A 20,971-nucleotide genomic window follows, 5' to 3' on the forward strand; every position below is an offset into this window, starting at 1 on the left:
ATCATACCGGATCAAGGTAAAATTTCAAGTGTTTTCTGGGTTTTATTTTTTAATAATGCACAACCTGCGTATAAATCATCGCTTGTTGCCAAAATTTTCCAACCTTCCGCTGTGAGGCTAGTAGCTTTGGCTTTTAAAAGCAAACTAGGCACGATCAACAACATTACATCAGCGCCTAATGCTCCACATCCTTTTGCTGCTAAGATATCCGGTTGCTCTCTAAAAGCACGAATTTGTTGTAAGCTATGAGCAGCCATGAGCCCTAGAGTAACTAACTGCTCCTGGTAGCTATTCACAGCAGCAATTAAAGCAGAACTATCTTCTTTCTCAAACGCTTCTTTCCCTTGTTCGACAATGGCCGCTAAGGTATGAATTGAAGTAGGTAACTTGACCCTTTGTAAATAATAATGTGTCGCTAATTTTTGACCGCTGTGCAGTAATAAAAATGCAATATCTTTAAAAACCCAATCATAGGAATGCAGCAAATCATTCTGACGATTAATATAAACACAGCGATTTTGCGTTTGTGCCAATACATCATAACCACTTGGTTTTAGTCCTTCACCGCGCCATGTTGATTGATAATACGCATCAAGTAAACTTTTATGATTTGCTGTAACACGCAATATACGGCTGGTGGCAAGATAAGTTGCTATAAATTGCGCACTTGAAGCGCCTAATCCACCCCTGCCCTCATAAGGATCATGCCACAATAGTCCTTGCTTTGGGATACGATGGTGTATCCACCATTGGCCTGCTGGAGAATCAGAATGGATTCCATTCAGACCTTCATCAGCCGTAACTGACAATGCAAAACAAGGCGTAGTTGTTAATAACATTGCCGAAGCTCCTGCCAAAGCAGCATACTCACCTAATAGAAACGTTTTAGCTGGGATACGCCATCTCATGATGCAATTTTGGCCTGTCTGATTTCAGTTAAGAGTTCATAAGCATTGTTTAAACTCACCCGCTTATTAACACTTAACCAGCTTTGTAAGCGCTCTTTGAGGAGAGGTATTTCACTGTCAGAAGCACCTGCAACGAGCAGCAAATTATCGATATGCAGTTTCATGTGGCCTTGAATAATCCCTTCAGTACACAGTGCCTTAAGAGCACCTAAATTTTGCACCAATCCTACTGCAGCAAGTACCCGTGATAAGTGATTTGCAGATTCAATGCCCATCATGCGTAAACACAATTTTGCTGTTGGATGCAGCGCTGTTACTCCACCGACGGTGCCAACAATAATCGGCGCTGTCAATTCACCAGTTAGCAAACCATCTTTATATCGCCAACGAGTGATCGCCTGATAATGACCTGATCGTGCTGCATAAGCATGAACTCCTGCTTCTACTGCTCGCCAATCATTACCTGTAGCAATCAAGACAGGATCAATTCCATTCATTACCCCTTTGTTATGGGTGGCGGCACGATAAGGGTCGATTTCTGCAAACAGAGAAGCCTCTTCAAGACGCTTCCCTAACTCTGGTTCCACATCACGAATCAGAACGTTGGCCGTTGTTAGCTTCTCATCGTTCAAATTGGAGAGAATGCACATGGTGACCTGTTCACCAGTTAAATTTTCGATAGGTGTTTTTAGAAACTCCAAAACTTGATTAATAATATTCGCACCCATAGCATCGCAGGTATTCATAGTGATATGAATTACTGCCATATCACCACCATCTTCACGAGGTATATGGCGTAATTGCAGATCCATAACTCCACCGCCGCGCTTGACCATATTAGCAGCTACTTCTTCATTGGCTTTTTCAAGAAAAAAGTGTTTATTTTTGCTGAATATGGCTGAGAATCGTGAAAAATCACTCACGTTTGCAATCTGAATTTGTCCCAGAATGCAATCACCAGTGACCCAAGTGTGAATTTCGCCATGCTGTCTAATCCACTTGGCCGTTTTTGATAACGCGGCAATAATTGACGTTTCCTCCACAGCCAGAGGAATCACATAATCCTGCCCATCAATGCAAAAATTAGTCGCTACACCTAAGGGAAGTTGAAAGTAACCAATCACATTTTCGATTAATTTATCTGCAAGCACGGTGTCTTTAACGCCGCCATTTTTTAGATATTGAATATCTTCAAGCGTGAGTGCACCTAAATCCAATAAACGCTGAAATCGTTCTTCAGGTTCTAATTTGGAAAACCCTTGGAATAAACGACTGGCTTGACTGCTTAACGGCATGCCTTCTCCTTGAGTTCAGTGAGTATGCGACTACCTGTACAAAACATAGCAACTTTTAATTCATATTCGATAGTCATCATGAGTTCATAAACAATCTGAGCATTTTGTAAGGCTGCATTTAGCATTGGCTTAGCAAAACCTACAGAGCATGCGCCTAAAGCGAACAATTTTGCCGCATCCAAACCATGACGAACACCACCTGAACCCCATATTTCAAAAGTTGGTTTTATTACCACAGCATTCCTGACGCTCTGCACGGTATCGATGCCCCAATTGCGAAAACTGATGGCCGCCTTTTGTTGAACACTACCCTGTACAGCACGATGCCCTTCTATTCGTCCCCAATGCGTGCCACCCAAACCACTGACATCAACAGCAGCGACGCCAATGTCATTTAAACGTTGTAGCGTCGATATGGAAAAACCACACCCTGTTTCCTTGACTACAACAGGAATAGGTAGTTTCGTTACTAAATCGGCGAGCGCTTGCCAACAACCCTTGAATTGCGGGGTACCCTCAGGCTGCAGAGCCTCTTGTAAAGGATTACAGTGAATGATTAAAGCTTCGGCTTGTAAGGCATCCGTTAGCCGTTGTACATGATCAATAGACGTCTCAATTAATTGGGCAATACCTAAGTTACTAAACAGGCTTACTTTTGTAAAATTACGCCGCAGCATTTGCCATTCATTTGCCGCATTTTTATCTGTTAATTCGCGTCGTTGCGAACCAACGCCCATAGCCCAATTGCTTTGGGAACAAGCTTCCATCAGATGCTGATTAATATTCATAGCATCCTGGTGTCCTGCGGTCATAGAGCTTACGAAAAATGGCGTTGCTATGAGTCGTCCAAAACGCTTGCTCTGTATATCAATGTCAGCAAAATTGAGATCGGGCAATGCTTCATGCACGAGAAAAAAATCATCCAAAAAATTTGATTCACTGGCCTGATTACTGTCCTTTAAAGCAAGTACAATGTGATCTTGTTTACGTTTTTCAAATTGGCTGTAGTTGTCTTGCATACGCTATACTGCACCAGAAAAAATGCCGTTTATTCTAGCACAATTTATTGAAATATTCTGTATGATACAAACCTATCAGGGGGCAAAATCATATTTTTATCAAAATATGATCAAAATGGCATTATCATGAGCATGACGAGGGGCTTCTCGAGTAAACATCGATGTTTATCTGTTGGAGATCCTTCGCCACGCTCAGGATGACGATAATTTGCGCAGCAATTGGTTTTGCTGCAAAGAAAAATTCGTATTATGCTAGGGTCTGTTGACAATAGGCTATTTATTGAGATGATTGCAAACGATGACTAAGGTAAAACCTGCGGCTCAACTTCTTTTCGATGAAGAAAATAATACATACCGCTGTGAAGGTTCTTGGTCCGTTCTTCACATGGATGGTCTTTTAAAACAATTTCTAGAGTCTACTACTCCTAAAGAAAGCAAACTGACCATCAGTGGTGCAGAACTGCATTATTTTGATAGTGCAGGTGCAATAGCCTTATTAGAATGCATTAAAACACTTAAAATCAGAAATAATGAAGTCAATCTCACGAAATTTACCGAGGAACAGCTTTCCCTATTGAAACTTGTTGAAAAAAAACAGGACATTCTCCATTACAAACCACCTCCTCCACCAAAGGAAAATATCCTGGCCACTATCGGTAGAGAAACCATTCACAAATTAAAGCAATTAGATGGTTTTATTATTCTGATCGGTGATTTGAGTGCTAAAATTTTCGAAGCTTTTGGCTATTGGCGGCGCTTCCAGTTACCCAGCATTGTTTCCAATATCTATTCTGCAGGTATCCAAGCACTACCTATTGTGGGTTTGTTGGCTTTTTTGATTGGTATTGTGCTCGCCTATCAGATGGGCTTGCAGTTGCAAACATATGGGGCTCACATTTTTATAGCTTACTTATCCGGGCTAGCTATTTTTCGTGAATTTGGACCTCTCATCACTGCCATTATTGTCGCAGGCCGTACAAGCTCTGCCTTTACTGCGCAAATTGGTAGCATGAAAATCAATGAAGAAATTGATGCCATCAAGACCATGGGCTTATCGCCCACCGAGCTTTTGGTCTTACCCAAAGTTTTAGCTCTGCTTTTTATTTTTCCTTTGCTCATTTTCTGGGCTGATGTATTTAGCATCCTCGGATCTTTATATATGTCTAAATGGATGTTGGATGTCAGTTATATCGATTTTATGACACGCCTGCGAGATTCCGTCGGTCTGGATCAATTGATGTTAGGTTTGTATAAGGCGCCTGCCTTTGCCATATTAATTGCCCTTGTTGGATGTTACCAAGGCTTCAAAGTCGAGGCAGACACCATTGGTAGTCAAACAACCAAGAGTGTTGTGCAAGCTCTTTTCCTAATTATTGTGGCTGATGCTGTTTATTCCATCATTTATAGTTGGCTGGATTTATAAAATGAGTGAGCCGGTCATAGAAATCATCGGTTTAAAAAATCGCCTTGGGGAGCAGTGGGTTCATTCTGATGTTAATCTCACTGTCGAGCAAGGAGAGATTTTAGCCATCATTGGTGGGAGCGGCAGCGGCAAAACAACCATTTTGCGCAGCCTACTTATGCTTTTAAAACCTACTGCAGGCCGTTTAAAAATCTTTGGCGAAGATATTTATCAATTGACGGGAAATGAGGCAGATGCACTCCGACGTCGCTGGGGCATGATGTTTCAGCATAGCGCCCTTTTCTCAGTGATGACGGTGATGGAAAATATTATGTTCCCCATGCACGAATTCACGACCCTCGATCGAAACTTCATGGAGGAGCTCGCTATGCTTAAAATTGGCTTGGTGGGATTGCCAAAAGAAGCAGCTGGTAAATTTCCTTCTGAATTAAGCGGGGGCATGCAGCGGCGAGCCGCTGCTGCCCGTGCCCTTGCCATGGATCCCGAATTATTATTTTTAGATGAACCAACAACGGGACTTGATCCACATAGTGCCAGGGAATTTGATGATTTACTGCTCTTTTTAAGAGATGCTTTAAAGTTGACAATCGTTATGATTAGTCATGACATGGAGTCGTTAAAGAAAACAACAGACAGAATTGCCTTTATTGGCGAAGGTAAGATATTGGATGTTGGGCCATTGGATAAAGTTATGAAAAATAAGCATCCATTAATTGCCGATTACTTCAGTAAACTTTAAACTGAGTGAGAGTATTTCTTAAAACTCTTAACTGATACATAAAAGTGCATAAAATCTATAGGAGCATGCTTTTTGGAAGCTAAAACCAACTACACCGTTGTCGGGATAATTGTTTTAATTCTTATCGCAGGCCTTATCGCCTCCGGTTTATGGCTTTCTGTTGGTTTTGAACAAAAAAAATATAAGATTTACGAAGTATACATGCATGAAGCCGTCTCAGGTCTCAGCAATGAAGCCTCTGTGAAATTCAATGGCGTGCAAGTTGGTTTTGTAAGCAAAATCGAACTTAATCATGCTGATCCGCAACAAGTTAAATTGCTTCTTAGTATCGAAGAGGGAATACCAATTACTACAAGCACCAGCGCGACCTTAATTTCTCAAGGAATTACGGGGACTACCTATATTGGTCTTTCCGCCAGCTCATCGGACTTAACACCCCTAAAAAAAGTACCCGATCACCGTTATCCCATCATCCCTTCAAAACCTTCTTTGTTCCACCAACTGGATAGAGTACTTAAAGAGGTTGCTGAGAATGTCAATAAGGTCAGTATCGAGGTTAGTCGAATATTTGACAAAGAAAACTCCGAATACATTAAAAAGACGCTTGCTAATTTCAAAACTGTTACAGACGTTATCGCTAAAGATAGCGAACATATTCACAAAAGCCTAGAAAATGCTGATGTCTTTTTAAAAAATGCTGCTCGGGTGAGCCAGGAATTCCCTACCGTTGTTGCTGAGTTAAAAACGGGCGTGCGCAAATTCAATGTCATGGCGACCTCTGTTAGTAAAGCAGGTAATGAAGTTGCTGATACCATGCAAGCTGGGAAACTAGCGATTAATAAGATTTCGCAGCAAGCTGTACCTCCAGCGGTGGTTTTATTGCGCCGCCTTGATGTCATAGCCGCCAATCTAGAGAAAATTAGCACGCAAATGCGTCAGAATCCTTCCGTTCTTATTCGTGGAACGCAACCTCCTAAACCCGGGCCAGGAGAGTAACTGTGAAAAAATTTATCTTCCTTTTGCTTACCTGTGCTTTCGTTGGATTAACTGGGTGTGCGGTGAAACCCTTGGTTACTGATCAATTTAAACTAGCCGCTCATAGTAAAAAACAATTGACGAACAGAGCTTCTCGTCATTCTATTTTTGTTAATACTCCCGATGCTGTGGCTGGGTATCAGGGTGAAGAAATGCTATATACGGATAGACCCTTTGAATTGAAACATTTTGTTCACAGTGCTTGGGTTGACCAACCGGCCGAAATGTTATTGCCTTTAATTGTCCAAAGCTTACAACGTAGCGGTTATTTTCATGTGGTTGCTTCAAGTCCAGGTGCTGAGATAACGGAATACCGCATAGATACTCAATTAATTGAGTTACATCAAAACTTTTTAACGAAACCCAGCTTTGTCAGCTTGATTGTTAAAGTTGTTCTGGTACGCGTTGAGGATAATCATGTTGTGGCATCACGAATTTTTAACTATAAAGTCACCTGTGCAGCAGATACCCCTTATGGTGGAGTTGTGGCCGCTAATCGAGCCACAGAACTGCTGACCGCAGCAATAACAAACTTTACGGTGAACCGGATTAGAGCAGATCGCCACGCTTCGTAATTTTATCTTAATGCTTCAGAGGCAATGGCGAAATCAAGAAAACAATTGTACAATGAGCCGCCATTTGGCGCTTTAACCTAGAAAAAGTAGTTCTCTAGGTTTCACTAGGGAACGTCCCTGTTAGTAATTATTAGTAATTCGAAGAAGAAGGAGAATAAGAGGATGAAAGCCAGATTGTTTTTCAAGTTGGGAATTGCTGCCGCCAGCGTGGTGCTGCTCGCATCCTGTTCCAAGACACCCGGTAGTGCCGATGGCATGGGCGCAGGCGGAGCATCTGCTCATGGTCTCGGACAATTGAGTCGTTTTGCTGGTCAAGAGCCTGGTGAGTCTTATACTACTCAAGCACCACACAACCAAATTTATCTATTTTCTTATGATGACGCCTCTTTTAATCCCAAATATACCGCCTCTCTTAACGCACAATCGGAATATTTAAAAACCCATCCAGGTGCCCGTGTGCTATTAGCTGGTCACACCGATGAGCGTGGTAGTCGTGAATACAACATTGCTCTTGGAGAGCGTCGCGCGAATACTGTAGCTGAACTTATGCGTATGGCTGGGGTTGGCAGAAATCAGATTCGTGTTGTAAGTTATGGTAAAGAACGTCCGGCAAATCTCGGGCATGACGAGGCATCTCATATGCAGAATCGTCGTGTCGAACTAACCTATGAGGCAACGCGATGATCAAATCCCATCGACTTCTACTTTGCTTATGCCTTACCTGTCTTTTCCCCTTTCAGGTTTTAGCTGAAGCGCCTGTAGTTGATGATAGCGAGAATTTTGCGATTTTGGATGAACAGGCCGCCATAGAGCAGCCTGTTGCCAAAGCTCAATTAGAAGATATTGATAATGAGGAAGAGATTGCTCTTGCGCAAGATAATCACGATAGTAACAATGCTAACGCAGGATTACTGGATAAGTTGCAAGGATTGCAGCAAGAAATTCAAGAATTGCGTGGACAGTTAGAAGTGCAAGCGCGGGATTTGAAATTATTACAACAACAACAATTAGCATTTTATAAAGATCTCGATAACCGCTTACGCAATGATAGTAGTAGCTCCAAATCAACGCACGCTGCCGCGCCGCTTCCAGCACAAGAAAAAATAACGAACTTATCCCTTGGGCCAGATGCAAAAACACCTGCCAACCCTTCTGGAACAGCGACGAAGTCTGCTACTCACGAGCAGAAAATTAACACTCAACCCATAACCAATGTCTCTCGAGGCAATCCTGCTGATGAACAAATCAGCTATCTCGCGGCCTATGACTTAGTCAAAAACAAACGTTTTGATGAAGCCTTAACCGCAATGAAAACCTTTGTTGCTCAATACCCTCAAGGCGGCTATACTGCAAATGCTCAGTATTGGCTAGGCGAGCTGTACATGGTTAAGAATAATTATCCAAAAGCCATCGAGCATTTTGAAATTGTATTAAAACAATTCCCATCCTCAAGTAAAGCTGCAGCTAGCACCTTGAAGATTGGGTATGCACTCGCTGCTTCGGGTAAAATTGAAGATGCAAGAATGCGTTTACACGAAGTCTTAAGAAACTATCCTGATACGCCAACTGCACAATTAGCAACAACGAAACTGGAGTCCCTAGGCGTTTCATGATAAGTAGTAAACAATTACGTATTACCGAAATCTTCCATTCCCTACAAGGTGAATCAACCACCGTGGGCTTGCCCACGGTCTTTATTCGATTAACCGGGTGTCCACTACGCTGTCAATACTGCGATACAGCTTATGCTTTTAGTGGTGGCGAAATACATTCTATTGATGCCATCCTCTCGCAGGTAGCCACCTATCACAGCAAGCATGTCTGTGTCACCGGTGGGGAACCTTTAGCGCAACCAGGGTGTCTAACGCTCCTTAACGAGTTATGTAATGCAGGTTATAATGTTTCGTTGGAAACAAGCGGGGCTCGTGATATCAGTCAGGTTAATCAGCGTGTAATGATTGTAATGGATTTAAAAACACCAGGTTCGGGTGAATGTGAAAAGAATTTATTTGACAATTTGGTTCATCTGAAATCCAGCGATCAAATCAAGTTTGTGCTCTGTGATCGCAAAGATTATGAATGGGCCTGTCAGATTATGGCAGAATATCATTTGCCGAAACGAGTTCAAGTTTTGTTTTCCCCGAGTTGGGGTGAGTTAAATCCAACTACACTTGCCGAATGGATAATAAAGGATAAGTTAGCTGTTCGCTTTCAATTGCAGCTGCATAAAATTCTATGGGGTGATGTGCCAGGACACTAGGAGGAGATAATTATATGCAATGGTTCTCGCAAGCACCATCTAATATTGCTCTAATCAAATACATGGGCAAAAAAGACGATGAGAATAATCTACCCATTAATCCCTCTTTGTCCTATACATTAAATCATCTCTTAAGCAGTGTGATGCTTGAAACTTATACCGGGAAAAAAGATTTTTGGGAAGCATTAGACATCCCTGGTGGCGCTAATTTTAATTTATCAGCTACAGCACAAACGCGCTTCTTAAAGCATTTAGCTCGCTTTAAAGAGTATTTTCAATATACGGGTGCATTTGTTGTCCGCTCCTCGAATAATTTTCCTCATAGCAGTGGTTTAGCAAGCTCTGCTTCAAGTTTTGCTGCCTTAACGAAATGTGCAATATTAGCTCTAAGCGAACTAACCCAAAAGCCAGCTCCTTCAATTGAAGAGCAAGCGCAGCTGAGCCGCTTGGGTTCAGGCTCTTCCTGCCGTTCCTTTTTTTCTCCATGGGCTATTTGGCAAGATGATAAAGTTGGCCCTATTGAAATCCCCTATCCTAGGTTAGAACATCAAGTTATCATTATAAGTCATGACGAAAAAAAAATTTCCTCTAGCGAAGCTCACCAACGAATTAAAACGAGCAATCTATACTCGACAAGAGGTCAACGTGCGACAGAAAACCTCAAAGTTTTATTGACAGCCCTACGTGCTCAAGATTGGGCAAGCGCCTATCAAATTTGTTGGCGCGAATTTCAAGACATGCACCAACTATTTACCAGTTGTGCGCAGCCTTTCACTTATATGACTGAAGCAAGCGAGCAAGCCTTACGCAGTTTACAGGACTTGTGGCAGCGTGAAGGTGACGGCCCACTTATTACAATGGATGCGGGTCCAAATATTCATTTGCTCTATAGACCTGATCAAGCTGAAATGGCACGACAATTTAGGCAGGATTATCTGATTGGGAATTACGATGTCTTCTTATGATTTTCAAACAACCACCTATGGTAAATGGATACTTGCTGGTGAACATGCTGTTCTTAGAGGTCACGGGGCGTTGGTTTTTCCTATTCCTGGAAAAACGCTTACCTTAAGTTATCAGGGAAGTAATTCAAAGTTAAGTGCTAGTTATGAAGGCCAAGCAAGTGCAGACATCCATTTATTATTTTGGAGTGTATTAGAACAAGGACAACAGCTGCTGGGAAAATCACTCACCGATTTGCATGGTCATTTTCATCTATACAATGACATTCCTATCGGCGTTGGTATGGGAGCTTCTGCTGCACTCTGTGCTGCCATGGCTCGCTGGTTTTCGGCACAAAAAATGATCCCACCGGATTCCATCTACGCTTTTGCAAAAGATTTAGAAAATTTATTTCATGGGAAAAGTAGTGGGTTAGATATAGCGGGGGTAGCTGCAAGTTCCGGTATCTATTTCCAAGAAGGCAAGATGAGTCCAATCAAACAATTTTGGCGTCCCCAATGGTTTCTCTCTTCCTGTGGACAAATTGGCATCACCTCTCATTGCATCAACCAGGTACAAGATTTATGGAAAACAGATGCTACCAAAGCAATACTCATTGATGAAAACATGAATGATAGCGTGAGAAAGGCGCGTTCAGCTTTGGAAAACAATGATTCTTCTTTAAAACGCTTGGCTGAAGCGATAAAGCAAGCTGCAGCCTGTTTTAGAGAATGGGGGCTAATTAGTGACAATTTACAGTCTCATATGCAAAAACTGCAGGACGCCGGTGCCTTAGCCGTTAAACCCACTGGCTCAGGAGGAGGCGGTTATGTTTTGAGCCTATGGAAAGAAACCCCTCCGCCAGCACTGTCTATTGATTTTATAGCGGTTTAACGCACTATTCTCCATGCTTATGTCATCATGATATATAGTTCATGTCATTGATGATAAAAAGATATCAGCTATAACAACTTGTGATGTTTGTGGCAACGCTTATGAGCATTTTTTCCAAGTCCGTAAATCTATCAAGGAGTATCAATTTTTGATGTTCCTTCTGTCTTTTTCTCTTCTCCAACTTTTTTCTGTTCTTCAACAGTTGATTTACTAATAAGATTTCTATAAGTTTCTCGCCAATAATTATATTTATTTTCACTATGAGGCTGCTTTTGAGTACTTTGCTTGCGAGTACTCCATTGTTGCTGCCATTCTTTTTCTTTCCAGAAGGGTTCAACAACTGTTAATTCATAACCATTTGTTGATGGGGTTAATTTAACAAATTTGAAAGTTTTTTCCGCTACATCACTTAATTGATCACCAAATTCATGAGCAATCTTATAGCATCTGCGAAGTTCAGTTAGAGTCACCCCCTTATCATAAGGGTCTTCTCTTTCCGCGATTCTAGATGTCTTATATTCTTCTTTATCTAACCCCACGACAAAAATTAATGGAGTGATTGGTTCGCCCCTTTGTTGCTTTTTATAATTCTCAAGCACTAGATCATTGATGATATATTTAAAATGACTGTACATACTATAAGGTTGTCTTTTATCAAAGACTTCATTCTTAAAGACATAATCATCGGAATGCAAAGCTTTCATTTTTGGTAAATCGTTAATTGCCTCGCATAACTCAAGATACTTAAAAATTTTAAAACCATATACCACCACTTCGCTGTTTTCACCACAGAGAGCTTTTACTGATTCCGGATTAATTTTCATCGCATAAATACCTTAAGTATTCAACGATTTTATTATAGTGCATTTTGGAGCTCCTCGAGATTCAGAGTATTCTCCACGATGCTGCTTTATGACAAAAATGATCAAATTTGACAGAGGCTCTGCTTAGACAGAGCCTCCTTGATGCTTTTAAGAACTTGCTTGAGATTTGAGATTTTGTTGAATCTGTTTGGCTGCATTCAAATGCTGCTGCACATGAGAGCGAGTGGTTTTTAAGTGCTTTTTCAAATCAGGATTATTGACGTTATTGATAAGATTTTCGTCAATGATAATTAGCGCTTCTTCATGACCCCTTACCATAGCATCAATGTAGGCAACTTCAAAATCAGTATCCTGTAAAGAACTTAAAGAGGCTTGCGCTTTCTCTCCCTTTCGTTTTAAAGAAGCAACCTTGTTTGTTTGTGCCGGAGATTGCCCTATTTTTTTACTGATTTTCATTGTATCCTTCAAATTTTTGCTGTGATCGTTATAAAGCATTCTTGCATAGGATTTAACTTTTGGATTGACTTTCTTGTTTAAGGCATCTTTAGCAGCAGCCATTTCATTTTGGTTGAGAACGATAAGAAACCCAATGACCTCACCATCCTGTTGATTTTGGGCGGCAGAGGCTTGGGCAGCCGTACCGGAATTGGTTGTATGACTCGGGGTTACCGCAAAAACTGAAGAGCAAGCCATCGTACACAACGACAAAAATAAAATTTTTGATTTCATGGTTAGCATCCCTTTTTTAGTTATTAGGTACGGCCTACAACCAAACCATTCTAGCAAACCAAGATTTAGAATAGCAATTCCTAGGGAATAGTTATTGATTATCAATAAAATTCACTAGCTGCTTAATCGACGAACTGGTAGTAAATTTCTCCTTCTTTTACCATGCCCAATTCATGGCGAGCTTGTTCTTCCAGCGCTTGATCACCACTTTTTAATTCCAGGATATCTGCCTCCATTGCACGATTACGCGCAAGCAATTTTTCGTTTTCATGTGCCTGCGCATCCAGTTTTCTCTCAAGATTTCTCCATTGCAAAACACTGCCATCACCTAACCACAATTTATATTGCAGGCCAATAAGTGCTAAGAGCAAAATGGCAATGATCATTCGCATAAGAAATAAAAAATAATTTTTCTTACATTATATACCTGTGATTACTGTTTGCGAATCCTTCCGGCAGTCAGGGGTAGAAAGTCTTGGACATCATCTTCTGAGAGTGTAATGTCAAATGCAAAAAATCGATGTAAAGGGCGATTTTACTTCACACTGCTCCTCTACCCCTAGAGGGTCTTTAATCATGACTAGAGGTGATGGACATAGACTTATTTGATTGAATGAAATCTTGCTGTTAGAGTTGAAAAAAGCGGTGCCTGATGCATCGGTGGTCTTGGATGAGATTGCCCATAGATTATGATTGCGAGTGTAGATTCCTACAGCTGACCTTAAAATTTCATCAGCTTTATAACCAGAATACTCTTTCATATCAAGAGGAGTTACATCCTCCAGATCTTTAACATGTAAATCAGCGCCTCTCTCAACAAGAGCTTCGATTGCTTCTTTATTTCGATGAAGGCAAGCATAATGTAACGCTGTTCGACCAAAACGATCTTTAGCATGAACATTTGCTCCTAATTTCAATAATTGCATAGCAACTTCCGATTGGAAGCGCTCGCTTTTTCTATCACTGTCTTTATGTTCCCAACCTTTAGCAATTGACAATATTAGTGGTGTATTTCCATTGTGAGAAGCCTGATTAATCTGTTGAGTCATCTCGTTTTTATCAGTAACAATTTGAGGATTTAGTAAAAGCATTACGGACTCAATGGAGCTATTAGCTATTCCCCATAATAAAGGAGTATTTCCAAATTGTGGCTCGGTAGTAGAAAGATGAGGTCTATTTAATTCTAGAAATCGCTGTACCGCAACGAAATGGTTCGTTATTGCAGCAAGATGTAAGGGCGTATTTCCACACTTGTCTCTAAGGAATATATTTTTCTTAAGATCAACAAGACTAGGTATAAATGTAGTCGGAGCAGAACGTGTTTTTTTAATTTCCTCAAACAGATTAAACGTAGTAAACCGTAATCTAAACATAGCAAACGTCTAAAGCTAAAAATGCTATATATAGTAAAAGAATAAAATTAAGAGAATATTAATTGCTCGTTATTTGGCGAATTGCCGAAACTCAAAATCTTTCGATCAATTCCAGGTATTTTCAATAAAAAGCCCTTGGCTAGAAGGGCCGAGAGTGTTTACTGAGTTGTCATCCTCGCGTAGGGGTGATCCCTTGATTCAAACCCTTGTGCCACTCCAGAATGGATTCCTGCCTGCGCGGGAATGACACAGTCTCGAAGATCCAATCTTAGCCTTAACTTAATTGCAAAGCCGTTTTACCAGCATAAGGCATGGCGACCATTTCATTAATTCGTAACAACTGATTGTATTTAGCTACACGGTCTGTACGACAGAGAGAACCTGTCTTAATTTGACCGCACCCTGTGGCCACCGCCAAATCAGCAATGAAGGTATCTTCAGTTTCACCTGAGCGATGAGACATAATACAACGATAGCCATTGGCATGCGCTAAATGAATGGTTTGCCTGGTTTCTGTTAAAGTTCCTATTTGGTTCAACTTGATTAAGATGGCATTGGCCATTTTTTGCGTGATTCCTTCTTGCAGAATGCTACTATTGGTTACGAACAAATCATCTCCAACAAGTTGGACTCGATTTCCCAAGCGCATTGTTAATTGTTTCCATCCATCCCAGTCATTTTCATCCAAGCCATCTTCAATGCTTACGATGGGGTAATTTGCTTTTAAATCAGCATAGTAGGCAATGATTTGTTCGCTCGTTAGTTTTTTATTTTCAGAAGATAAATGATAAAAGCCATCGCTAAATAATTCTGATGCTGCAACGTCAAGTGCAAAGACAATATCCTGTTCTAATTGATAACCTGCTTGTTTTACAGCTGTGACAAGAATGTCTAAAGCTTGTCGATTCGATTTAAGATCCGGAGCAAAACCTCCTTCATCACCTACAGCGGTGTTCAGACCTTGTTTCTTAAGAACAGCTTTCAGAACATGAAAAATTTCAGTGCCCATCTGTAAGGCTGTAGGAAAATCGGACGCACCTACTGGCATAAGCATGAATTCTTGAATGTCAAGATTATTATCAGCATGAGCACCACCATTGAGGACATTCATCATTGGCACTGGCAAACACATCGACTGACCTTCGTTAAGAGCGGCATATAAAGGTTTTTTAACGCTATTGGCGTAAGCTCTGGCACTAGCCAGAGAAACGGCCAAGAGAGCATTGGCACCAAGATGAGATTTATTAGCACTGCCATCCAGCTCGATGAGTCGTTTATCCAAGCGCTCTTGATCACTCACGGAGAATCCTTTCAAAACCTGATTAATGTCCTCATTAATATGTGTAACAGCTTGCCGCACCCCCTTCCCAGCATAGCGTCTATTATCTGCGTCACGTAGTTCACAAGCTTCTCGACTTCCTGTCGATGCGCCAGAGGGCACACTAGCTCGCCCCATCTCACCATTGTTTAGAATGACATCGGCTTCGACCGTTGGATTACCTCGGGAATCAAGAATTTCTCGCCCTTTGATGCTGACTATTTGCATATTAGCCTCTGAGAAAGATCTGCGTCTTACAGATAGTGAACTTTGGAGTGGCTATTGTTTTTCCACGCAGAAATATTGTCAAGTCTTATAAATGTGCTGTCATGCCGGATGCAATGAAGATTTCCCAAGATTCAGGAGATTCTTCACTACGCTCAGAACGACAGAGGCGTTTTGTTTCTGTTTTTAACAATTTATATTTGTTCCAGGCTAGGTTTGGTTTATAATTCCTGCAAAATTTTTTTTCAAGAAAATAGGGTATGGGTAGTCGTATATTTAACATGTTCGGGCCATCGCCTATCCGGCCGATAGAACAGCATATGCGTAAAGCGCATCATTGCGCTAAGCAACTACATCCTTTTTTTGAAGCCGTGCTCACACAAGATTGGTCGACTGCTGAAGGCATTCAAGAAAAAATTTCCAGCATTGAAAAAGAAGCGGATCTAATTAAACGAGATTTGCGGCTACATTTACCGACAGGTTTATTCTTGCCAGTATCACGCACGGATTTACTTGAGCTGCTAAGCGCACAAGATCGTATTGCCAATAAAGCGCAAGATATCGCAGGATTAATTGTGAGCCGAAGAATGGTTATCCCTGAAGCCCTGGTTTCTGTCTTTATGCCATTCTTAGATCGTTGCCTGGATGCCTCCAGACAAGCTTGTAAAGCGATTAATGAACTGGACGAATTGCTTGAAAGCGGCTTCCGTGGAAACGAAGTCAAAATCGTTGAAGAAATGATTGTGACCCTGGATGAGATTGAGCATGACAGTGACGATAAACTCGCTGACATCAGACATCGTATTTTTGAGTTGGAAAAGGATTTACCTGCCATCGAGGTGGTTTTTCTCTATAAACTTGTTCAATGGATTGGTGAATTAGCAGACCATGCTCAAACAGTAGGTGGTCGGCTACAAATTCTTATTGCTCGGTAGTAAATTCCTATGACTTATCCTTTTTTATTATTTTTCCTTGCGATTGCTTTTTGTTTCTTCATGACTTGGGGTGTGGGAGCTAATGATCTTGCCAATGTCATGAGCACAACGATGGGATCAAAAGCCATTACGGTCCGCCAAGCCATGATTATCGCTATTATTTTTGAATTTGCCGGTGCCTTTCTTGGTGGGAGTGGCGTAACTGAAACCATGCGTGATGGTATTATTACTAGCAGTCAATTATCGAATCAACCGCTAATCCTTATTGAAGGCATGCTTGGTGTTTTAATTGCTTGCACGGTGTGGATGAATCTTGCAAGTTATTTGGGTGTACCTGTTTCTATTACCAACGCTTTGGTAGGTTCCATGGTAGGCTTTGGTTCGGTGGTTTTAGGCACCAATGCGATTCATTGGCAGCAAGTTTATCATATTGCCATTGGCTGGTTTACTTCCCCATTGATTGCTGGATTCACAGGTTATGCTTTATTTATAAGTATCCAGCAAACCATCTTTATTAAAAGTGATCCATTAGAAAAAGCCAAATGGTATGTCCCCATTTACCTCTTTTTAGTGGGATCAGTCTTGTCTTTTATTACTGTTTTTAAAGGTCTGAATCATTTCGATATCCACCTGAATTTAAAGCAGGATTTAGCAGTAACTCTAGCTACGAGTATTAGCCTTACCATTATCGGTATGATTTTTATCAAACGTATTCCTGAAGTACCACGTATCCGACGACGTGAACGTTTTCTGCAAGTAGAGAAGTATTTTGCTGTTCTCATGGGATTGACAGCCTGTGCCATGGTTTTTGCCCATGGTTCCAATGATGTAGCTCTGGCAGTCGGCCCTTTAACCATCATATACAGTTTGCTCATGAATGGAGATCAGCCCATGGCAGCGGCCAATTATCCTGCATGGATTATTTTTCTTGGCTCTGCTGGTGTTGTTATTGGTTTTCTCATGTATGGTAGAAAAGTAATAGAAACAGTGGGAAGTTCAATCACTGCGTTAACACCAAGCCGCGCTTTTGCAGCGACTCTTGCTGCTGCAACCACGGTCGTAGTGGCCACAAGCACAGGAATACCGGTTTCCGCGACACAGACCTTGGTGGGTGCTGTACTTGGCGTAGGTTTGGCTCGAGGTATTGGTGCATTAAATTTAATTGTTATCCGTAATATCTTCACATCCTGGATTTTAACCCTACCTGCCGCATCATTGCTCACTATTCTTTCTTATAAAGCCTTGCATATTCTTATTGGGTAAGGAAACATCATGGAGATGGAGGAGCTGTTTAAAGTGTAGGCTCGACGTTCCGCGGCTTGACCGCGGAACCCAGTGATGCTAATAGATCCTGGAGCCCGCGGTCAAGCCGCGGGAAGTCGGCGTGTCGACGTAAGGAATAACTTAAACCTACACTTTTCAACCGGCCCCCTCTAGAAACCTTCCCAGATTTCGCCTTCCTCGTCTTTAGGGTTGGGGTTGTCACGGAGGTAAAAAATACGTTGATGCTTTTTAATTTCTTTTAATTGTGATGCTGATTTTTTATGTGTAGCATCAAACTTAGATAAAAATTTATCGTAAGGACTTACATAAGCCTTATCAATATCTGGTTTTCTTGTTTGTTTGCTCATTGAATCATCCTGCTTGAGGTATAATAGTATAAACGAAGCATTTTATCGGTTTTTGCACTTAGTTACCATCAAGATCATTATAGCAGCCAGGTGGAAATTATTATGACAATAAAAAAGGCAGAACTACACAGTCATCTCGAAGGAACTATTCCTCCCTGGCTAGCAAAAAAACTGGCCAAACGCAATAAAATGACTTTGCCACCTGCGCTTTTTTCGGATGATGAGCATAGCTATCAGTATCAAGATTTCCTGGATTTCTTAAAGACTTTCGATAAGGTAGCCGAGGTCATCAGAATGCCTGAAGATTACTATGACATTACCTTCGAATATCTGAAAATGAATGCTGAAAACGATACCATTTACATAGAAATGATGTATTCACCCGATCATGCTGAACAAGCAAGCGGAATTCATTCCTGTGAACATTTAAAAGCAATCCAGCAGGCCATAGATGATGCTGAGGAGAAATTTAACATTATTGGACGAATTATTATTACTGGAGTACGTCACTTTGGCATAGAAGCCGTTACCAAGGTAGCAAAACAAGCTACTAAAGAGAAAGAATCCTGTATTGTTGGTTTTGGCTTGGGAGGAGATGAGATTAATTTCCCACCAAAATTATTCAAGAAAGCCTATGAAATCGCTGCTGCTGGCGGTCTTCATTGTACAGTACACGCAGGAGAGTTTGCCCCTGCTAGCGGCGTGCTTGAAGCCATACAACACTTGCCAGTCAAACGGATTGGGCATGGTGTTCAGGCTATTCATTGTCCCGAAACCCTGGCAAAACTAAAGGATAAGAACATTGCCTTGGAAATATGTCCCTCCAGCAATATTACCCTAGGACTTTTTAAAGATATGCTAGCTCATCCTCTCCCGCAGTTTGTGAACGCTGGCATTACCATTAGCTTAGGTTCTGATGATCCTCCCTTTTTTCGTACCGACCTTGCCAAAGAATACGAGCGTGTACAGCAGAGTTATCAATACACGGATGAACAAATGAAGAATTTTACGGTAATGGCTATTGAATCGAGTTTTGCTGATGACAACACCAAAGCAAAACTTAAGAAACAACTAGAGAGATAAAGACCTCAAAGCAGCCTCTTTCAAGTAGGTCTCTCGATACTCGTGAGCTCAATAATCGTCAAGTATGCAAATCATTCATTAATCATTCTAAATGATTGAAATTCTCTCATGTAGACTGCCTTTTAAAAATTGTCCAATACAAAGGCGCACCTGTTGCCTCAATAGAACCTGTTGCCGAAGGACAAAAAATATACTGAGTCGTTGCCTCAGAATAGGTGTTGCTTTTGAGAGGTTTTGTTGCGATTAAAAAATAATTGCTATTGAGCCTGGTGGGTGTGTGGGCGAGAAGCCTGTGAGTGTGGGCAATAACTGTGAATAACGTCTTTTTGTTATTCATGGTTTTGTCCACACGTCCCATAGGGCACAGGCTGGTCCGAAGGACTCGTCCATCATATCCACAGGCTTTATGTTCCTGTCTTTTTACAATATTGAATAAGACTTTCATTAAAGAGCCTTTCTTTGTTTTACATGTTGAATATTCACTAATCTAAATATTAATTTTAGCTTTTTTTGAATCTTTTTTTGCAAGTCAAACGGGTCGAGTGTATTAAAGGTCTCTTGTAATTTTGTTTTCTGAGCGAGAGTAAGACCATTCGACGTCATCAGTCGCTGATAGGGCGTTTGGGGTTGATCATATTTTTTGATTACACGGGATTGAATTCGTACTTTGTCAATGAGCTTAATGCAAGGATAGAAAAAATTAAATAACAAGGAGACTTCGTTAGAATATAAGTCATTCATAAGCTCAACGAGCTTTGGATTACCAAAACGATGATAACCAAACAGTTGACGCACATGAGTCCAGTTCTTTTGTTCAACATGTGCATTATCGTCTTTTTTATAAGGACGAGAGTGAGTAAATTGAACCGCTTTTTGTGGGTCCCGCTCAGTAAAATAATGAATGAGATGCCAATTGAGAAACTCTGAGCCGTTATCACAATCAAACCCTTTGATTTCAAAAGGTAAATTTTTTTCTATGTCTTGAATACCCCCCAAGACACCATGAGCTCCTTTATTCCAAGTGGCCCGCATTTCTGTCCAGCCACTGAAAATATCCGTCAGCGTAATAGACCAAACAAAATCACCGGCTAGTGATGCTCCACAATGCGCAACGCTGTCGGCCTCCATAAAACCCACTTCGTTAGTATTCCACTGATTCGTATTGACTGGAATTTGATTCCTGAGAATACTTCCAGGCTTTGTTCCACTTAAGCCTTTTCCATAGCGAGTTTTAACAGGCTTGAGTAAGCGATCAATTGTAGCAGCGCTCATGGTTAGCAGTTGAGAGGATATCTCCGCCGCTAAAGGCTCATAATGATTTTGATAATGAGGTAACCATAAGGGAAGAGCTCTCTTTAATCGTTTACCACACATCTGATCCGTGCCAAGCCATATCTTTTTTAAAGGCTCCAGCAATATGGATGGGTCATAGGTCTTCTTTTTTCCAACTTTCTTCGGACTTTTATCAGAAATGGGTAACTGTCTTAATAAACGAGCTGCTGCTTTGCGATGATAATGATGCGTCTCGCAAAATTCCTCCAGAATGCGTTTTTTTAACGCTCTATTGCCTCGTTGATAGCGGATACGCTGTATTTTTAGATACAAATCCATATTCACTTGCCCCATTTCTGTTCCTCTCGCTCGGCAACAGCCATATTGAGGCAACGAAGCAATTTATGGACTTATTTACGTCATCCTTCGGCAACAGATAATTTGAGGCAATTCGCGCATTCTCCCCGCAACAAGATCCTTAATTTCCCCTT

At 41.2% G+C, this 20,971-nt stretch carries 24 protein-coding genes; 12 read left to right on the plus strand and 12 right to left on the minus strand.

Going from position 1 to position 20,971, the window contains the following annotated elements; all coding sequences use genetic code 11:
* Positions 1-11 precede the first annotated feature (11 nt).
* From CKV79_RS11055 to fni, 3 genes are read right to left on the minus strand one after another with little or no spacing between them, the layout of a single operon-like run.
* Entirely contained in the window at positions 12-908 is an 897-nt protein-coding gene (locus CKV79_RS11055; protein ID WP_028373466.1) for a mevalonate kinase family protein, read from the minus strand.
* Entirely contained in the window at positions 905-2,203 is a 1,299-nt protein-coding gene (locus CKV79_RS11060) for a hydroxymethylglutaryl-CoA reductase, degradative (RefSeq protein WP_028373465.1), read from the minus strand. The genes CKV79_RS11055 and CKV79_RS11060 overlap by 4 nt, the downstream gene beginning before the upstream one ends.
* Positions 2,194-3,222: a type 2 isopentenyl-diphosphate Delta-isomerase gene (fni, locus tag CKV79_RS11065; RefSeq protein WP_028373464.1), complete on the minus strand. Its 1,029-nt coding sequence runs from the start codon at positions 3,220-3,222 to the stop codon at positions 2,194-2,196. Before fni ends, CKV79_RS11060 begins: the two co-directional genes overlap by 10 nt.
* A gap of 298 nt (positions 3,223-3,520) precedes the next feature.
* On the opposite strand from fni, the gene CKV79_RS11070 reads away from it, so the two are divergent.
* From CKV79_RS11070 to CKV79_RS11110, 9 genes are all read left to right on the plus strand, one after another.
* Positions 3,521-4,645 carry an ABC transporter permease gene (locus CKV79_RS11070; RefSeq protein WP_035915627.1) on the plus strand — a complete coding sequence of 375 codons (1,125 nt, stop codon included), beginning with the start codon at positions 3,521-3,523 and terminating at the stop codon, positions 4,643-4,645.
* A gap of 1 nt (position 4,646) precedes the next feature.
* Complete coding sequence (locus tag CKV79_RS11075) at positions 4,647-5,384, plus strand: ABC transporter ATP-binding protein (RefSeq protein ID WP_028373462.1); 738 nt, start codon at positions 4,647-4,649, stop codon at positions 5,382-5,384.
* Positions 5,385-5,456: 72 nt separating this feature from the next.
* Positions 5,457-6,380, plus strand: coding sequence for an MlaD family protein (locus CKV79_RS11080; RefSeq protein WP_028373461.1), 924 nt, complete (start codon positions 5,457-5,459; stop codon positions 6,378-6,380).
* Between the two features lie 2 nt (positions 6,381-6,382).
* Positions 6,383-6,994, plus strand: coding sequence for an ABC-type transport auxiliary lipoprotein family protein (locus tag CKV79_RS11085; protein WP_051546168.1), 612 nt, complete (start codon positions 6,383-6,385; stop codon positions 6,992-6,994).
* A 162-nt stretch (positions 6,995-7,156) separates the two neighbouring features.
* Entirely contained in the window at positions 7,157-7,678 is a 522-nt protein-coding gene (gene pal / locus CKV79_RS11090) for a peptidoglycan-associated lipoprotein Pal (RefSeq protein WP_028373459.1), read from the plus strand.
* Complete coding sequence (gene ybgF, locus CKV79_RS11095) at positions 7,675-8,607, plus strand: tol-pal system protein YbgF (protein WP_028373458.1); 933 nt, start codon at positions 7,675-7,677, stop codon at positions 8,605-8,607. The genes pal and ybgF overlap by 4 nt, the downstream gene beginning before the upstream one ends.
* Complete coding sequence (queE, locus tag CKV79_RS11100) at positions 8,604-9,254, plus strand: 7-carboxy-7-deazaguanine synthase QueE (protein ID WP_028373457.1); 651 nt, start codon at positions 8,604-8,606, stop codon at positions 9,252-9,254. Before ybgF ends, queE begins: the two co-directional genes overlap by 4 nt.
* A 14-nt stretch (positions 9,255-9,268) precedes the next feature.
* Positions 9,269-10,219 (plus strand): diphosphomevalonate/mevalonate 3,5-bisphosphate decarboxylase family protein, encoded by a 951-nt coding sequence (locus CKV79_RS11105; protein WP_028373456.1) that lies wholly within the window; start codon positions 9,269-9,271, stop codon positions 10,217-10,219.
* A complete protein-coding gene (locus CKV79_RS11110; protein WP_028373455.1) occupies positions 10,206-11,090 on the plus strand; it encodes a mevalonate kinase family protein in 885 nt (294 codons plus the stop codon). Before CKV79_RS11105 ends, CKV79_RS11110 begins: the two co-directional genes overlap by 14 nt.
* A 131-nt stretch (positions 11,091-11,221) precedes the next feature.
* Here the strand turns inward: CKV79_RS11110 and CKV79_RS11115 are convergent, their stop codons facing one another.
* The 6 genes from CKV79_RS11115 to CKV79_RS13890 form a co-directional block, all read right to left on the minus strand.
* A complete protein-coding gene (locus tag CKV79_RS11115) occupies positions 11,222-11,914 on the minus strand; it encodes a hypothetical protein (protein ID WP_051546167.1) in 693 nt (230 codons plus the stop codon).
* A 147-nt stretch (positions 11,915-12,061) separates the two neighbouring features.
* Positions 12,062-12,643, minus strand: coding sequence for a DUF4142 domain-containing protein (locus CKV79_RS11120; RefSeq protein ID WP_028373454.1), 582 nt, complete (start codon positions 12,641-12,643; stop codon positions 12,062-12,064).
* 122 nt (positions 12,644-12,765) lie between these two features.
* Positions 12,766-13,035 carry a cell division protein FtsB gene (ftsB, locus tag CKV79_RS11125; RefSeq protein WP_028373453.1) on the minus strand — a complete coding sequence of 90 codons (270 nt, stop codon included), beginning with the start codon at positions 13,033-13,035 and terminating at the stop codon, positions 12,766-12,768.
* Between the two features lie 111 nt (positions 13,036-13,146).
* Positions 13,147-14,016: an ankyrin repeat domain-containing protein gene (locus tag CKV79_RS11130; RefSeq protein ID WP_028373452.1), complete on the minus strand. Its 870-nt coding sequence runs from the start codon at positions 14,014-14,016 to the stop codon at positions 13,147-13,149.
* A gap of 274 nt (positions 14,017-14,290) precedes the next feature.
* On the minus strand, positions 14,291-15,562 hold the full coding sequence (gene eno, locus CKV79_RS11135; protein WP_028373451.1) for a phosphopyruvate hydratase: 1,272 nt from the start codon (positions 15,560-15,562) through the stop codon (positions 14,291-14,293).
* 85 nt (positions 15,563-15,647) lie between these two features.
* Positions 15,648-15,842: a hypothetical protein gene (locus tag CKV79_RS13890; protein ID WP_028373450.1), complete on the minus strand. Its 195-nt coding sequence runs from the start codon at positions 15,840-15,842 to the stop codon at positions 15,648-15,650.
* Here CKV79_RS13890 and CKV79_RS11140 point away from each other — a divergent pair.
* On the plus strand, positions 15,841-16,494 hold the full coding sequence (locus CKV79_RS11140) for a TIGR00153 family protein (protein WP_028373449.1): 654 nt from the start codon (positions 15,841-15,843) through the stop codon (positions 16,492-16,494). The genes CKV79_RS13890 and CKV79_RS11140 overlap by 2 nt on opposite strands.
* Positions 16,495-16,503: 9 nt before the next feature.
* Positions 16,504-17,757, plus strand: coding sequence for an inorganic phosphate transporter (locus CKV79_RS11145; RefSeq protein WP_028373448.1), 1,254 nt, complete (start codon positions 16,504-16,506; stop codon positions 17,755-17,757).
* 170 nt (positions 17,758-17,927) lie between these two features.
* Here CKV79_RS11145 and CKV79_RS11150 read toward each other — a convergent pair whose 3' ends face one another.
* Complete coding sequence (locus CKV79_RS11150; protein ID WP_028373447.1) at positions 17,928-18,125, minus strand: CBU_0585 family protein; 198 nt, start codon at positions 18,123-18,125, stop codon at positions 17,928-17,930.
* Between the two features lie 102 nt (positions 18,126-18,227).
* On the opposite strand from CKV79_RS11150, the gene CKV79_RS11155 reads away from it, so the two are divergent.
* Positions 18,228-19,208 (plus strand): adenosine deaminase, encoded by a 981-nt coding sequence (locus CKV79_RS11155; protein WP_028373446.1) that lies wholly within the window; start codon positions 18,228-18,230, stop codon positions 19,206-19,208.
* 106 nt (positions 19,209-19,314) lie between these two features.
* On the opposite strand, the gene CKV79_RS11160 is transcribed toward CKV79_RS11155, so the two are convergent.
* On the minus strand, positions 19,315-19,653 hold the full coding sequence (locus CKV79_RS11160; protein WP_095141801.1) for a hypothetical protein: 339 nt from the start codon (positions 19,651-19,653) through the stop codon (positions 19,315-19,317).
* Complete coding sequence (locus CKV79_RS11165; protein WP_095141803.1) at positions 19,653-20,834, minus strand: integrase; 1,182 nt, start codon at positions 20,832-20,834, stop codon at positions 19,653-19,655. Before CKV79_RS11165 ends, CKV79_RS11160 begins: the two co-directional genes overlap by 1 nt.
* Positions 20,835-20,971: the final 137 nt, after the last annotated feature.

This window comes from Legionella lansingensis, assembly GCF_900187355.1.
GTDB classification, from domain to species: domain Bacteria; phylum Pseudomonadota; class Gammaproteobacteria; order Legionellales; family Legionellaceae; genus Tatlockia; species Tatlockia lansingensis.

Bases quoted from the DNA above. Each gene is read 5' to 3' on its own strand.
- CKV79_RS11130 (WP_028373452.1), bottom strand. From the start codon at position 14,016: ATGTTTAGATTACGGTTTACTACGTTTAATCTGTTTGAGGAAATTAAA.
- CKV79_RS11115 (WP_051546167.1), bottom strand. From the start codon at position 11,914: ATGAAAATTAATCCGGAATCAGTAAAAGCTCTCTGTGGTGAAAACAGC.
- CKV79_RS11075 (WP_028373462.1), top strand. From the start codon at position 4,647: ATGAGTGAGCCGGTCATAGAAATCATCGGTTTAAAAAATCGCCTTGGG.
- CKV79_RS11160 (WP_095141801.1), bottom strand. From the start codon at position 19,653: ATGAAAGTCTTATTCAATATTGTAAAAAGACAGGAACATAAAGCCTGT.
- CKV79_RS11120 (WP_028373454.1), bottom strand. From the start codon at position 12,643: ATGAAATCAAAAATTTTATTTTTGTCGTTGTGTACGATGGCTTGCTCT.
- fni (WP_028373464.1), bottom strand. From the start codon at position 3,222: ATGCAAGACAACTACAGCCAATTTGAAAAACGTAAACAAGATCACATT.
- CKV79_RS11145 (WP_028373448.1), top strand. From the start codon at position 16,504: ATGACTTATCCTTTTTTATTATTTTTCCTTGCGATTGCTTTTTGTTTC.
- eno (WP_028373451.1), bottom strand. From the start codon at position 15,562: ATGCAAATAGTCAGCATCAAAGGGCGAGAAATTCTTGATTCCCGAGGT.
- ybgF (WP_028373458.1), top strand. From the start codon at position 7,675: ATGATCAAATCCCATCGACTTCTACTTTGCTTATGCCTTACCTGTCTT.
- CKV79_RS11105 (WP_028373456.1), top strand. From the start codon at position 9,269: ATGCAATGGTTCTCGCAAGCACCATCTAATATTGCTCTAATCAAATAC.
- ftsB (WP_028373453.1), bottom strand. From the start codon at position 13,035: ATGCGAATGATCATTGCCATTTTGCTCTTAGCACTTATTGGCCTGCAA.
- CKV79_RS11110 (WP_028373455.1), top strand. From the start codon at position 10,206: ATGTCTTCTTATGATTTTCAAACAACCACCTATGGTAAATGGATACTT.
- CKV79_RS13890 (WP_028373450.1), bottom strand. From the start codon at position 15,842: ATGTTAAATATACGACTACCCATACCCTATTTTCTTGAAAAAAAATTT.
- CKV79_RS11150 (WP_028373447.1), bottom strand. From the start codon at position 18,125: ATGAGCAAACAAACAAGAAAACCAGATATTGATAAGGCTTATGTAAGT.
- CKV79_RS11055 (WP_028373466.1), bottom strand. From the start codon at position 908: ATGAGATGGCGTATCCCAGCTAAAACGTTTCTATTAGGTGAGTATGCT.
- CKV79_RS11060 (WP_028373465.1), bottom strand. From the start codon at position 2,203: ATGCCGTTAAGCAGTCAAGCCAGTCGTTTATTCCAAGGGTTTTCCAAA.
- CKV79_RS11070 (WP_035915627.1), top strand. From the start codon at position 3,521: ATGACTAAGGTAAAACCTGCGGCTCAACTTCTTTTCGATGAAGAAAAT.
- CKV79_RS11140 (WP_028373449.1), top strand. From the start codon at position 15,841: ATGTTCGGGCCATCGCCTATCCGGCCGATAGAACAGCATATGCGTAAA.
- queE (WP_028373457.1), top strand. From the start codon at position 8,604: ATGATAAGTAGTAAACAATTACGTATTACCGAAATCTTCCATTCCCTA.
- CKV79_RS11155 (WP_028373446.1), top strand. From the start codon at position 18,228: ATGACAATAAAAAAGGCAGAACTACACAGTCATCTCGAAGGAACTATT.
- pal (WP_028373459.1), top strand. From the start codon at position 7,157: ATGAAAGCCAGATTGTTTTTCAAGTTGGGAATTGCTGCCGCCAGCGTG.
- CKV79_RS11165 (WP_095141803.1), bottom strand. From the start codon at position 20,834: ATGGGGCAAGTGAATATGGATTTGTATCTAAAAATACAGCGTATCCGC.